Source organism: Nostoc sp. LPT (assembly GCF_017115165.1).
GTDB lineage: Bacteria > Cyanobacteriota > Cyanobacteriia > Cyanobacteriales > Nostocaceae > Nostoc.
Genome location: NZ_JABXKF010000136.1, coordinates 1 through 14,683 on the forward strand (window position 1 = coordinate 1; position 14,683 = coordinate 14,683).

Here is a 14,683-nt window from a genome sequence, read left to right on the forward strand (position 1 = left end):
AAGAACTACAAGTGCGGTTGCCAGTGGGTGGTTTACTGGTAACAGATATGGGCTTTTATGGGTTTGAGTGGTTTGATACCCTAACTGAGCAAGGAAAATATATTTTAACTAGACAAAAAGCCAAGCTGCGCTATCAAGTAGTGCGCGTTCTTTCGAGTAGTTCTCACTATAAAGACGAAATTAAACAAAAATGGGATTTCACCATACTGATCCTTGCCGCTACCCGATGGCAAGAGTATCAGTATTATCGGGCAAGACTTGGTATGATTACTTGACTAATGTTCTTGACCCACAACAACTTTCACCACAAAGTTTGTGATTTGTATCGCCGACGTTGGAAAATTGAGGATGCATTTTTACTGACTAAACGAATATTTAAGTTTATCTTATCTGTGGGCAAGAGCGCTACTAATGGTGTGCAGATGCTTTCTCTATCCTACGTGGATTTTCTATGCTGTCCTTAATGATTTGTGCGCTGATGTCGCTGTGGCTTTGCAACAACCCTTAGAACCTATTTCCGTAGATATGGTTTTCCGCAGTTTATATTTTTTCAATCGCGCACGATGCCGTTCGCGGAGCGTCTCGTAGAGAAGGCGGGCTACGCCTACGCAAAATCCAAAACTACAACTCATTCCTTGGTTCGTCGAGCATCAACGTTCTATGGGATTAGTTAAAGCACTGCGTCAGCGACACCGACGCAACGCCGCAAGGTCTCTTGACATCTGGGCATCTGCTTTAACTTGACACCAATGGCGAGACGCCCACCCCACAAGATATTGAGAAAATTTTATATATGCAAATTAGATGTGTTTTAGCTTACCTACTTTCTTTCTGGATGCGCTACATCCTCTGGTGAAGGAGTACCCATCCGGTTAATTGTGGCAATCATCTGATACAAGCGCCCCAAATCACGTTGATTGAAGTACAAAATCAGGCGAGGTAGTTCAACAGTTTCATCTTGTGCTTCTTCAGGTAATGCCTGACTTTTTTCAATTCTTCCTTGAATAATAATGTCGCTAAAATCAGCATTAAGTTGTTCTAAAAGAGCGTCTGATATATCTGTCTTCAGGCGGATGACTAACTTATTGCTTACATAGCGGCTGGAATGATAAACCTGGTAAAAACGGGTGATAGCATCACAAGCCACATCCAGGTTATCCGTCACCGTGTAAAGGCTGGGGTCTTCAGGATTGACAAGACCATTTTGCACTAATTGCTTATCAATATATTCGCTCCAAGAGCGCCAGTAATCACCACCAGGGCGATCGATTAAAACTAAAGGTACTGGCCCAAATTTACCAGTTTGGCTTAATGTCATACATTCAAAAGCTTCATCTTGAGTACCAAAGCCTCCTGGAAACAAGGCTACAGCATCACTTTCTTTGAGGAGAAACAGCTTGCGGGTAAAGAAATATTTGAAGTTAACTAGCTTGGGATCGCCCTCTATAAAAGGGTTTGCTTGCTGTTCAAAGGCTAACTGAATGTTTAATCCAAAGGAATTTTCTCGCCCAGCACCTTCATGACCCGCCTGCATGATTCCACCACCACCGCCAGTCATCACCATAAATCCTAATTGAGAAATAGCACGAGCAAACTCAAGGGCCATTTGGTATTCTGGTGTATCTGGCGCTAGACGAGCAGAACCGAAGATGGTGACTTTGCGAACGTGTCGATAATCATAAAAAAGCTGGAAACCGCGCTCCATATCTGCTAATGCAGACGATAATATTTTCCAATCGAGACGCTCAATTTCGGTATCAGCTAGACGAACAATAGTAGTAAGTGCTTGCAGAATAAATTGCCGATTTTTTAATGTCGGTAAACGAACGATCAATTCAGCGATATCCGCCTGTAAAGACTCTAATGTGTCAAACGACGCAGATGAGGTCATGAGAACTGCCGCAACAATGGCACTATATTTTACGTGAACTACTCACACTCTAGCAAGCGGGATATAGCCCTCGAATGTGCAATTAGCAAATTTAGAACTGATTCTGAAGCCGGAAATTCTAAAAATTTTTTTGATAAGGTTTGTTGCAATAATTCAGCTTTTGAACACCATAGCAAGTTATCTCGGTCGAGCAATTGACAGAACTCCCTCACTGACGTTACTTGTGGCCATAATATATATCAGGGTTTGTGTAAAATGGTATGACTTACATCTATAGCGTATATCAAAAGAAAATTTTGTATCTTATTGCCAGATTTTTTGGGAATTAATGTCCATAATAAAAGCACTCTAATCCTAATCTACGAAAGTAAAAAAACTCTCTAGACCACAATACTGTTCAGTTCAATCTAAAATTATTGGTAGAGACGCGAAATTGGACTGGGCAACTCTTGGAGACGCTGCACGAACGCCCCGTTATGCTAACGTCCCGCTGCGCTAACGCGTCTTTACAGGTCAAAAATCAGTGCCAAAAATCCTTAACTCAAGCGTATCGCTCTAAAGGATCTTTTATCAAAAACCCTCTCAATTACACTTCGACACATTAATGCATAATGTGAGCTATTTGTATAGTGCCTAAATCCTAGTAGAATGTTTTCGCAAATCTAAGTAGGAAGATAGATGGAAGTTTCTGGACGCATCAATTACCCACTGAATCCTCCTCCCCCTCTTGAAGATTTTCCCGTCCTTCAAACTGAAAAATATACCCTACGGCTGGCTTCAACTGAAGAAGAATTAGAATCAATTTTTCGGTTGCGCTTTGAAGTTTTTAATCTTGAACTAGGCTTGGGATTTTCTGCTTCTAACTTTACCCAGATGGATATAGATAAGTTTGATACGGTTTGCCATCATTTAATCCTAATCTCCAAACATACGGGTAAAACGATTGGAACTTATCGGATGCAGACCTATATAATGGCTTCTCAAAGACTAGGCTTTGATGCTACCGATATATTTAATCTTAGTGGAATTCCCAATTCTGTACTTCAGGTATCAGTGGAAGTTGGGCGTGTATGTATAGCTAAAGAATATCGCAATAGTCAGACACTTTTATTACTCTGGGAAGGGCTGGCAAATTATCTCATTTGGAGTAAAAACCAATATTTCTTTGGCTGTGCATCATTACTCACACAATGTCCTGGGCAAGCTAGTTGCGCTTATGATTATTTTCGGCAGAATAACTTGATGCATCCAAGTATTTTGGTTTATCCAAATTCACAATTTTGTCTAGAACTGACTCAAAATTGTCCAGATTCATCTAATGTTGAGATTCCTAAAATTTTGCAGGCATACTTAAATATTGGAGCTAAAATATGCAGCCTTCCTGCTATTGATCGGCAGTTTAAAACTATTGATTTTTTAACTATATTTAATATTGCAGATTTTGCCAGATGGCGTTATCCAAATCCTCTCAAAAAACCTTTACCATTGAGTATTTTTCACGATTAATGACTAGTGAACCATCGTTAAGGCGATCAACCGAATGAATTTCTCCTTTTGTACTTGCAAAAGCGATCGGCTTTAAGGGCTTGAATAAGTGCATTTGATACCATACCCTGTACTACGCTGGAGGCAAAAAACAATCCTTTATTCGCCGTTAGAGAATTGAGAACTATAACCTGCAAAGCGATCGCTCAATGCACAGTAGCTATGAGTTGCCTGACCACAGATACGGCTACACCTAGTGTATTTTAGACTCCATTGATAATATCACGGTTTCAAAACCAAATCCAGTTTTGCGGGATTTGATACAACCTTGCCCATTTATTTTTGTAGTTAATAAAGGAGAGGTGTTGATTGCCAATCTTCCCAATCAAATTAAAGTCCGGTTGGTGATGTTTAACAAATAGGCTTTGCTTGAAGTCTTGGTTATGTCTACAACAGGCGTAGCAGCACCTCATCTAGCCTACTTAATTAGATGATTTGAGAAAACTTTTTAGGAAACACACTTATGCGCCATCTCAAATTTGCTCCGAGTTGGTTGCGATTTTTAACTATCTTCTTATTGACGATGGGTATATTGTTTCGCTTTTCTAATCTTGATGGTAAAGTTTTCTGGCATGATGAAACTTATGCCTCATTGCGAATTTCTGGTTACACAATTAATGAAGTTAAACAGCAACTTTTTAATAATCGTGTGATTACCAAAGAAAGTTTTGCTCAGTTTCAAGGTGCAAATCCAGAAAAAAGCTTAAATGACACAATTATGTCTTTGGCAAAACAAGATTCTCAACATCCACCGTTGTATTACATAATAGCCAGATTGTGGATGGAAGTCTTTGGTAATTCGGTGACGGCGATTAGAAGTTTATCAGCCTGCATCAGTTTGCTGGTTTTTCCTTGTGTTTATTGGCTATGCCGAGAATTATTTAATGTGCCATTATCGGTTCCTGGTGTTGCGATCGCACTCATGGCTATCTCTCCAATTCACCTAGTATACGCCCAAGAAGCACAAGAATATATTCTTTGGTTAGTCACCATCTTACTATCTAGTGCATCTCTGCTGCGAGCCATACGGCTAGAAGATGAGCTAGCAAAAGAACGACAAAAACCAGATTTATTTGCTATCTGGAGCATTTATGCAGTCACTTTAGCTATTAGTCTTTATACATTTATTTGGAGTGTATTTGTAGCAGTTGCTCACGGAATTTATGTGATGATAACTGCCAAATTTCAGTTCACTGAAACTGTGAGAATTTATCTGCTAGCATCACTAGTCGGTTTTTTAGCTTTCATGCCTTGGATAACAGTTGTGATTGGTGACTTTTTTCAATTTTTAATTTCAGCAGAAAAAACAACAATTCAGTCAAATTTAATACCTATATTTCCTTTTTTGTTAATGCAGTTAAGCCGGATTTTTTTTGATATAAACCTTAGAGCAGAAAATCCTCTAAGCTATTTAAGTGCATTAGCTTTTTTAACTTTGGTAGGATATTCAATTTATTTTCTTTGTCGAACAACTAACTATAAAGTTTGGTCTTTTATCATCACATTAATTGTAATACCAGCATTACCCATAATACTGCCAAATTTAATTGTTGGGAGTATACGATCATCTACCGAACCATATTTAATGCCATCTTATTTAGGAATCCAAGTAGCTGTTGCTTATCTACTAACTACACAACTATATAATGGGAGGGTGTCACGCCGTAGCTTTTGGCACATAATCATGGCATTAGTGATTATTTGTGGTTTGATTTCTTCTAAGGTGAGTTCCCAGGCAGAAACTTGGTGGAATAAGGGTATGAATTCTGGCAATCCACAAGTTGCCCAAATCATTAATCAGAGTAATCGTCCACTTTTGATTAGTGATGCTTTGGGCAATAATTATGGTGATGTCTTTTCTTTAAGCTATCTTTTGGAACCAAAAGTGCGATTTTTGTTGGTGAACAATCAAAAAATTCCTAAAATTCCTGATGGATTTACTGATATATTTTTACTTAATCCTTCAGAGACTTTGAGCAAAATAATAGAAAAAAAGTATAAATTCAAGACAGATATTGTTTATAATGATAACTATTATTCAATCTGGAAATTGGCTAAAATTCGTAATTTACGCTGACGTAATATACAAATTAGTCATATTTTAAGAAATAATTAACGGTTACATTCCAATTTTTATTTGTCTGGCAAATTGCTACCTCCGCTATTTGACTAACTCACTATCTACAATTGCAATAGTTTTGAGAGTCATAAAGTTGTTTCGTTAAAGTAGATAATTGTTGTACAAGTTATTGTGAAATTTAGTTATGCGATATCTCCAACTTGCTCCAAATAGGTTGCGGTTTCTTATTGTCATGTTGTTAATGGTGGGTATATTTTTTCGTTTTTTTAACCTTGATTCCAAAGTTTATTGGCACGATGAGACTTTCACCTCATTGCGGATTTCTGGTTATACGGCAAAGGAAGTTAAGCAGCAAATATTTAATGGTCGTATAATTAATAAGGAAAGTTTTGCCAAATTCCAAAGTCCCAATATGGAGAGAGGCTTAAGTGATACAATTATATCTTTGGAATTAGACGATCCACAGCATCCACCACTGTATTATATACTCGCTCGGTTTTGGGTGGAAATATTTGGTAATTCTGTGACAGTAATCAGAAGTTTATCAGCATGGATCAGCTTGTTGATTTTTCCCAGTATTTATTGGCTGTGTCGAGAATTATTTAAAGCATCGGCATGGGTATCGGAGGTTGCGATCGCACTCATGGCAATCTCCCCTATTCACTTAGTATACGCCCAAGAAGCACGAGAATATATTCTCTGGATAGTGACTGTATTACTATGTAGCGCTTCATTACTACGAGCATTACGGTTAGAATCAAAACAGCGAGTGCTACGTATATTAAATTGGGGAATGTATGCAGTCACTTTGGTGCTTAGTCTATATACATTTTTGTTCAGTGGATTTGTCGTAGTTGCTCATGGTATTTATGTAATTGCCATTGCAAAATTTAGATTTACTAAAACAGTAAAAGCTTATCTATTAGCATCTTTAGCGGGGTTTTTAGCTTTTACACCTTGGATAATGGTTTTAATAGTTAACTTATTGCAAGTAAAAAGTTCAACAGCATGGACAAAGAGACATTTCCCCCTAGACATTTTAATTAAATCTTGGCTTTTACAGTTAAATCGGATTTTTCTTGATTTAGACTTTGGCTTTGAAAATCCGTTTAGTTATGTAATTACGCCTATTTTTTTAGTTCTTATTGGATATTCTATTTATTTTATTTGTCGAACAACTAACTATAAAATTTGGCTGTTTATCGTCACACTGATTATGATTCCTGCATTACCTTTAATGCTACCAGATTTAATTTTTGGGGGTATACGCTCACTTGCCGAACGTTATTTATTAATTTCTTATTTAGGAATTCAACTAGCTGTTACTTACCTACTAGCTACGCAGCTATACAATAAAAGTTTTGCACGCCGGAGAATCTGGCAAATAATCATGGGAATAGTGATTATTTGTGGGTTAGTTTCTTATGGAGTGAGTTCTCAGGCTGAAACTTGGTGGAGTAAGGTAATTAGCTATGGTAATCCACAAGTTGCAAAAATTATCAATCAGGCTACTCATCCACTTTTGATTAGTAATGATTCTGGTATTAATTATGGAAATGTCTTTTCTCTCAGCTATCTTTTACAGCCAAAAGTGCAGTTTCAATTAGTAAAAGACCGTTCTATCCCCAAGATTCCTGATGAGTTCACTGATATTTTTTTACTAAATCCTTCAGATACCTGGCGCAAGCAAATAGAAAAAAATTATAATTATAAAACGTTTGTTGTGTATGGTGACAATAATTACTTGCTCTGGAAAATAGAAAATCCACGTAGCAACGTATTTTTTGAAAAAATTAGGACTTAGCCAAAACTACACGCTGTAGGTATAGACAATTAATGTAGACGAATGCGTCTCATAGAAATGGTCACATAATTATATTGGAATTACCGCAGCACTGCTAATGATTTTTTCATTAGCAATTGTTCAAGATATTTATCAAGACAAGTCCAATCGCTGGCGTATCGTCCATACGATTTTAACTTTAACAGCAGAAGTCCCACGTCTCACTTTTAGGAGCGTGGGACGCCAGACGAGAGCGACGGGAAACCCGTCTACAGTGCTGGCTCCCCAATGCCCAACTATGATAATTTACTTGCCTAATCATTGTAGTGGCAAAGTGACAATTACTGTTGTACCAACACCCTGCTCACTTTCTAATTGAATATGACCACCATGTAACTCTACACATTTTTTAACAATGGTAAGTCCTAGTCCTGTTCCTTGAATTATACCCACATTACTGGCGCGATAGAAGGTTTGAAATAGATAAGTTTGGTCTTTGAGGGGAATGCCCATTCCTCGATCTGCGATCTGGAAAATTGCGAGGCGATCTTTGCAAATCAAATCAAACCAAATAGTGTCATTTTCAGGGGAATATTTGATAGCATTGGAAATCAAATTAGTTAAGATACAATTTAGTAGGTCTTCATCCATTTGGGCTTGGGTCGATTCTCCTTGAAAAGTAAAGATAATGCTGTACTTACTACCTGCATTTAGTTGAAGAATATCTGTGAGTTCGCTACAGAAATTTTCTAAATTTAAAAGTGTAGGTTTGTATTCAAGTTTAGCTGCTTCCGTTTTACTCAAGAACAATATTTCATCTAAGAGATTAAGCATCTGGTTGATGGCATTTTGTATTCGCTCGAAATATTTAGTTCTTCGGACATCAGTTAGTTTATTACTGTTGTATTCAAGGATATCTACAGCCGTCTGAATCGTAGTCATAGGGGTGCGGAACTCGTGAGAAACCATTGCTACAAAGTTTGACTTTAACTCATTGAGTTCCTGTTCCTTTGCTAGCGCTTGACGGGTGCGTTCTTCACTCTCGCGTAGTTGGTTGAGAATTTCGCTTCTTTCAATGGCATAGCGAATGGCACGCACTAAGCGTTGTATAGTCATTTTATCTTTAACTAGATAGTCTTGCGCTCCTTCTGCTAATGCTTGTAGTGCTAAATCTTCATCATCAACACCTGTTAATACCACAACTGGGATATCAGGTACTGCTGCCTTAAATTCTTTCAATGTGTCCAGTCCAATAGAGTCTGGAAGGCTGAGGTCTAACAAAACTAGGTCGAATCTGCGTTGCTTTCGACTTTCTATCTGAGAATTATTAAGGGTGGACGCAGAGTTTTCCCTGCTAGCTTCTATTGCCTCAGATAACCGTTCAACATGTAACATCTGCCATTGTTCTCGATCTGAATTTAAAAATATCCGGTGTAGCAGATGAGCATCACTTGCACTATCTTCTACTAATAGAATGTGAATTGTGAGCTTTTCCATAGTACAGGGTTATATCAATTTGTTAGATAATCACCTGATTTCCTATTTTTTAGATAGGGCTAGAAATCATGCGCTTACTAGAAGGTTATTAGGCAGTTATTAGATATATATATAAAGATACCTTAATTTGCGTTGAAGGTAAAATAAAATACTGTTCCTACGCCCAGCCCGGTTCCGACCCAGCCTAGATGCGACCACCATACTGTTCTCGACGAGTATGAAGACGTCGGAAAACCTCAAAAATTCGCTCAAGATATTGAGACCATTATCCTGAGCGATCACTATATGTAAATTGCTTAAAGCCAGACTCAGTGCTATATTACAGTCAACAACCACAAATTCCTGACTGCCAGTCCCCACACGAGAATAATACTAGCAAGTCTTTAATCAACTGCTGCATCCGCTTTGCCCTATCAATCATATATTCATCCCACTGTTTTGCAACGCTTTATGCTGCTGGATGCATCGGGATTTTTGACTGCGATACCTGCGGTAAGCAACCCTAACGCACGTAGAGATAATGTAGCTCATTACACAAAAAAATAAGTGGATAATTGTAGCTGTTACACCACATATCCACTCGATACTTACTGTATTAGGGTGATTACAAAAACCTGACAAGATGATTAAAACTTGGGAAAGTTCAAACCAATTAACGTGACTCAGTTCCTTGATTAGGGCTACCTGCTACAGAATCATTTTCTGGTGCTTCTGGAGCAGCAGTTGTTTTACCATCAGTCTTTTCAGCATCGCCAGTTTTGCGGATACCTTCTTCAATAGGGGTTTGGTAGCCACCAGAAGCGCTAGGCGTAGCTTCTTGATTATTAGATTTTTCTTTTTGTTCTTCAGCCATGACTACATTCCTAATCATTTATTCTTGAGATTATCTTAAAAAAATTAGGGGTGTGAGTGTATCTATCCAGAATATAGTTATGGCTGATTCCTCCCTCTATCGTAAGTATTGTTTAGTACTACTCATATATGCTGATAAAAATCCATAAATATAGAATTTGTTAACCTTAGAACCCTTACTGTCGTTAAAGGAGAACTTGGAATGGGCTTTATGTCCAAGATGCTTTTAAAATTGCTTTATTGATAGTTGACACGAAACCGCAAATATCTGACTGGATCTGAATGAATAGTATGGTGTGATGATTATGATACAAGCTATCAAAGTGTAATTAATGAACCAGAGCAATCTATCGTTACCATCTGGATGTGTCCTTCGCAAGGCAACCTCTGCGGATCAGTGGTCGATTCGATTACTGGTATTTTCAGCCAAACTCGACCCAACCCAATTAAATTGGCAGCAATTTTGGGTAATTGAATACAATGAGAATCTGATAGCTTGTGGACAGCTGCGTAATTTCTCAGGGGCACAAGAACTTGGTAGCTTGGTCGTTGCATCAGCCTGGAGAGGTCGCGGTTTGGGTAGTTTGCTAACGCAGCATTTGATTAATACAGCAACGCAATCACTTTATCTGGAATGCTTAGGTCAACGGCTGGTGCAGTTTTATAGTCGCTTTGACTTTGTGCCAATATCCTTTGAAGACTTGCCACAATTTCCCAAGACAATAGGCTTATCTACGCTCAAGGAGAAATTTAGATTCTCGCAGTTAGCTAAAAGGCTGCTCAAAGTTCCTGTGGTGTTTATGGAATATCAAGGTCAGACTAATTCGTAATTCGTAATTTAAGATATGCAGAACAAGGCTTACTACAAAATGTTTCCAGCCCTTTACTCTTCCCCATTTCCTATTTCAACTTGGAGGTTTAGCAAAAATCGTTAGTAAGACAGGCCCTAGTAAATAATGGTGATTCAAACACAATAGCCCAGCAGAGGAGCCAAGAAGTTGACGTTGATTAGGGCTGTAGAGTCTAATTCCACGGGGAGTAACTGGCAATAATTGAGGTTCTGTCTCTTTTTTGGAAGTAATGTCAACCAAATAAAAGCGTCCACCAGGAGAAAGTACCCGTGCTATCTCACTAACCACCTGTTTAGGTTGCAAATAGTGCAAGAAGCTGATAGTACTGAAAACGGCATCAAATTGACCATCAGCAAAGGGAAGAGACTCAGCTTTGCCCTCAATATAAATTAAGCGTGGACGGTGGCGGTTGCTCTGTCTTGCTACCCGCAACATATTAGCAGATAAATCCAATCCGGTAGCTCGTAGATCGGGAAACTGAGTAGCAAGGCGTTCAAGCAAGCGTCCAGTTCCACAACCGATATCAAGTACATTTGCTAGCTCTGGTAAATCGACGTACTCCAGCAAGCGTTGGTGAACCGCTCGATAAAACACTGAAGGAAAGAACCAATCGTAACTTGATGCCCATAAGTCAAAAAGTAGCTTTTTGTGATTGAAAAAGTCATCAGTCATTAGTTTTCGCAGCTTTCTTAAAGCTTGATGCTTTTTGAGGGTAAGTTTAGCTGCGCCTCCAAGAATTTGGTTAACAACACAAATTAACTATAGCGGTTCTGAATTGGTTGCAATATCGGGCTTTTGTCGGGTTAGTTACACGAAGCTAAAGACTGGTTAATATCTAGGTTCAATGCCAGATACAATTAATGTTTCTACCGACTTGCGATCGAGGGGTTGGGAGAAAAAATATCCCTGTGCATATTTGCATTTCATAATTCTAAGTTGCGCCAGTTGCTCTAGTGTTTCTACGCCTTCTGCTATTACATCTATATTTAGACTCTGTGCTAGGGTGGCGATCGCTTGAACAATCTCTAAGTTTTCTCCATTAGCACCAATCTTACTAATAAAGGAACGATCTATCTTCAAGGCATTACTGGGAAAGCGATGCAGGTAACTCAAGGATGAATAGCCAATGCCAAAATCATCTAAGTGTAATTGGATATTCATCTGTTGCAGTTGCAAGAGCATAAAAGTTGCTAATTGAATATTTTCCATAAGTACGCTTTCGGTAATCTCCAGCTTTAAACTGCTACCTGACAAACCAGTCTCTTGGAGAATTTGATTAATTTGCTCAATCAGACCGGGTTGTGAAAACTGCTTAGTGGAAAGATTTACACTAATTGTCAAGGGTGGGTCAGTAGGAAATTGTACTTGCCAAGCACGCATCTGCCGACAAGCCTCGCTTAGTACCCAATAACCAATAGGGATAATCAGCCCAGTTTCTTCTGCTAGGGGAATAAAGTTGTCTGGAGAAACTAATCCGTGTTGCGGGTGCTGCCAGCGAACGAGAGCCTCGAAGCCAATAATTTTGTAAGTTTCTAATAAAACAATTGGCTGGTAGTAAACCTGAAACTCCTGGCGTTCAACTGCCCGTCGTAGATCCATCTCTAACTCTAATAGCTGCGTTACTTGGGTGTACATAGTTGAGTCAAATATTTCATGGCGTGCCTTACCCAATGCTTTAGCGCGATACATTGCAATGTCAGCGTCGCGCAAGAGTTCCTCCGGTCGGTTGTAACTACCCTTGCTCAGGGCGATGCCAATGCTGACGGTGGTAAATACCTCGTACCCACTGAGTTGGAACACAGATGTCAGAGCTTCGTGTATCCGCTCGACTACGCTTGTTACGTCATTAGCATTTTGGAGATCGTCAAGCAAAATTGTAAACTCATCTCCCCCTAGACGAGCAACTGTGTCTCCAGAGCGCAGGCAATTCTCCAATCTGCGAGCAAGGGCAGTTAGTAGTTGATCGCCAATTGTATGACCGAGACTGTCGTTGATAACTTTGAAGCGATCTAAGTCTAGAAAGAGAACAGCGAATATATAGTCTGTACGTCGTTTTGTCAGCATGAGCGCACGCTCTAGCCGTTCCATAAATAAGGCGCGGTTTGGCAGACCGGTTAGTACATCGTGAAAGGCATCATGAATTAATTGCGCCTCTGCAAGTTTGAGAGCAGTAATATTGCGAGAAATACTTAAAACAAAAAATACTGAACCATCGCTAGCCAATTCAGGCACAAGACGGGTATGGTAATGTCTTGTTTGCTGGGCGATCGCTAAACTGCATTCAAACTCCGTTTCTTCTTTCGTTTGAAAAACTTGCCCAAGCTTGCGATCGCATATCCGGCAAAATTCTTCCGGCAGGTTTAACTCTGCGTTTCTTTTGCCGATAAATGTTTCGGCTGATATTCCTGTAATGTTTTCAATAGCTGGATTAACGTAAACGTAGCGCAATTGAGGGTTAAATCTGGAAATAATATCGGGTGCATTTTCAACTAGTGCTTTGAATTCTTGCTGGCGACGCGCTAATGCCTCCAGAATTTGGTTGCGCTCGGTGATATCCTGAAAGACCAAAACTGCACCTGTGACGTTACCGTTGTCATCTTTAATTGGTGCAACACTATCATCAATTGGTATTTCTGTACCGTTTTTAGCAATAAGTATCGTTTGTTCTGGTAGATCGACAGTAACGCCATACTGAAGGACTTGCGTTACAGGACTTTCAATTATTATACGAGTTTTTTCATGAGCAATATTGAATACTTCTGCTGCTTCTTTACCAAACGCATCTGAATAATTCCAACCCGTCAGTACCTCCGCAATTGGATTCATAAAAGTCACAGTTCCAGATTCGTCGCTAGTAATCACAGCATCTCCAATACTTTTAAGTACAGTAGTCAGCCATTGTTCATTCTGTTTTAATTTTTTTTCCGTCCGATGTTTAGAAAGAGTAATTTCAATCGTGAACTTTAATTCTTTTTCTTTGAAGGGCTTGAGAATGTAGCCAAACGGCTCTGTTACCTTTGCTCGATTCAATGTTGATTCGTCTGCATTAGCAGTCAGATATATGACTGGAATATTAAAAAAATTATGAATTATCTGAGCGGCCTCCACACCGTCCATATTTCCTTTGAGGTGAATATCCATTAAAACTAAATCTAGAGAATTATCTGCTGCTTTCTTAATTGCTTCTTCTCCAGAATCGGCAAGACCCATAACAGTGTATCCAAATTTTCTTAGCCGATTTTGTATATCCATTGCCACGATGAATTCATCTTCAACAACTAATATATTTACTGGGTTCATGTTTTTATTGAAATTATAAATTTATAGTTTAGTCGAAAATATAATTTTATACTTTACTCCATTATTGTTGCTAAAATCGATATTGCCTTGGAGCTGATGTGTTAGACCTTTTACTAATCGTAGACCTAATGATTCTGTATTTTGAAAGTCAAAATATTGGGCAAAACCGACACCATTATCACTGATAGCAAGTGTATATAAGTTTACTTTTTTAGAGTAAAAGTCAATACAAATTTCTCCCAGTTCTCTTTGAGGAAAGGCATATTTTAGGGAATTTGAAATAAGTTCATTGATAATTAAGCCGCAAGGAATAGCTGCATCAATGACTAGAAAAACCTCCTCAACATTCATTTTCAAGGTAATAGCGCTGGAATTAACGTTGTATGAATAAAATAAATTAGTTACTAAATCTTGAATATAGTCGGCAAAATTAATTCTTGCCAAGTCTTGAGATTGATACAGTTTCTCGTGGATCAGAGCCATTGATTCAATCCGGTTCTGGCTATCTTTGAATACCTCAAGGGCTTGATTGTCCTTGAGATACTCTGCTTGCAGGTTGAGCAGACTAGAAATAATCTGCAAATTATTTTTTACCCGGTGATGAATTTCTTTCAATAGCACCTCTTTTTCTTGAAGCGATGCTTTAATCTGCTCCTCTGCTTGTTTACGCTCCCGCCTCACTAGTGCCTCGCGCAACTCGCGGGCAACAGCAGGGGTTAGTCGCGCTAAATTGCCTTTGATAATGTAGTCATGGGCACCAGCTTTCATGGCGGCGACTGCGGTATCTTCACCAATAGTTCCTGAAACGATAATGAATGGCAGGTCAAGTCCCTAGCTATCTAATTGGTATACAAAGCAGGTAAGCTGAAAACTTGCATCTAGCA

10 protein-coding genes and 2 pseudogenes are annotated in these 14,683 nt (G+C 38.9%); 6 read left to right on the plus strand and 6 right to left on the minus strand.

Annotated features, from left to right (window positions below):
* Positions 1–275: pseudogene (locus tag HWQ58_RS25410) on the plus strand (hypothetical protein); the annotation flags it as partial.
* Between the two features lie 545 nt (positions 276–820).
* Here the strand turns inward: HWQ58_RS25410 and HWQ58_RS25415 are convergent.
* A complete protein-coding gene (locus HWQ58_RS25415; RefSeq protein WP_292868921.1) occupies positions 821–1,891 on the minus strand; it encodes an LOG family protein in 1,071 nt (356 codons plus the stop codon).
* 678 nt (positions 1,892–2,569) lie between these two features.
* Between HWQ58_RS25415 and HWQ58_RS25420 the strand changes: the two genes are divergently transcribed.
* The 4 genes and pseudogenes from HWQ58_RS25420 to HWQ58_RS25435 all read left to right on the plus strand — a co-directional run.
* Positions 2,570–3,397, plus strand: a complete 828-nt coding sequence (locus HWQ58_RS25420; protein WP_292868924.1) for a GNAT family N-acyltransferase — start codon at positions 2,570–2,572, stop codon at positions 3,395–3,397.
* Positions 3,398–3,899: 502 nt separating this feature from the next.
* Positions 3,900–5,513, plus strand: coding sequence for a glycosyltransferase family 39 protein (locus HWQ58_RS25425; protein WP_292868927.1), 1,614 nt, complete (start codon positions 3,900–3,902; stop codon positions 5,511–5,513).
* Positions 5,514–5,700: 187 nt separating this feature from the next.
* Positions 5,701–7,320, plus strand: a complete 1,620-nt coding sequence (locus tag HWQ58_RS25430; protein ID WP_292868930.1) for a glycosyltransferase family 39 protein — start codon at positions 5,701–5,703, stop codon at positions 7,318–7,320.
* A 58-nt stretch (positions 7,321–7,378) separates the two neighbouring features.
* Positions 7,379–7,495 (plus strand): annotated as a pseudogene (locus tag HWQ58_RS25435) (DUF4079 family protein); the annotation flags it as partial.
* A gap of 122 nt (positions 7,496–7,617) precedes the next feature.
* On the opposite strand, the gene HWQ58_RS25440 reads toward HWQ58_RS25435, so the two are convergent.
* Together HWQ58_RS25440 and HWQ58_RS25445 are read right to left on the minus strand one after the other, a co-directional pair.
* Positions 7,618–8,796 carry a hybrid sensor histidine kinase/response regulator gene (locus HWQ58_RS25440; RefSeq protein WP_292868933.1) on the minus strand — a complete coding sequence of 393 codons (1,179 nt, stop codon included), beginning with the start codon at positions 8,794–8,796 and terminating at the stop codon, positions 7,618–7,620.
* Positions 8,797–9,448: 652 nt separating this feature from the next.
* Positions 9,449–9,649 (minus strand): hypothetical protein, encoded by a 201-nt coding sequence (locus HWQ58_RS25445; protein WP_292868935.1) that lies wholly within the window; start codon positions 9,647–9,649, stop codon positions 9,449–9,451.
* A gap of 331 nt (positions 9,650–9,980) precedes the next feature.
* On the opposite strand from HWQ58_RS25445, the gene HWQ58_RS25450 reads away from it, so the two are divergent.
* The gene (locus tag HWQ58_RS25450; protein WP_292868937.1) at positions 9,981–10,478 is read left to right on the plus strand and encodes a GNAT family N-acetyltransferase; all 498 of its coding nucleotides are present in this window, start codon (positions 9,981–9,983) and stop codon (positions 10,476–10,478) included.
* 75 nt (positions 10,479–10,553) lie between these two features.
* On the opposite strand, the gene HWQ58_RS25455 is transcribed toward HWQ58_RS25450, so the two are convergent.
* The 3 genes from HWQ58_RS25455 to HWQ58_RS25465 all read right to left on the minus strand — a co-directional run bounded on the left by HWQ58_RS25455 (position 10,554) and on the right by HWQ58_RS25465 (position 14,567).
* Positions 10,554–11,171, minus strand: coding sequence for a class I SAM-dependent methyltransferase (locus HWQ58_RS25455; RefSeq protein WP_292868940.1), 618 nt, complete (start codon positions 11,169–11,171; stop codon positions 10,554–10,556).
* Positions 11,172–11,327: 156 nt separating this feature from the next.
* A complete protein-coding gene (locus HWQ58_RS25460; RefSeq protein ID WP_292868943.1) occupies positions 11,328–13,799 on the minus strand; it encodes an EAL domain-containing protein in 2,472 nt (823 codons plus the stop codon).
* A gap of 21 nt (positions 13,800–13,820) precedes the next feature.
* Positions 13,821–14,567 carry a histidine kinase dimerization/phosphoacceptor domain -containing protein gene (locus HWQ58_RS25465; protein WP_292868946.1) on the minus strand — a complete coding sequence of 249 codons (747 nt, stop codon included), beginning with the start codon at positions 14,565–14,567 and terminating at the stop codon, positions 13,821–13,823.
* Positions 14,568–14,683 lie beyond the last annotated feature (116 nt).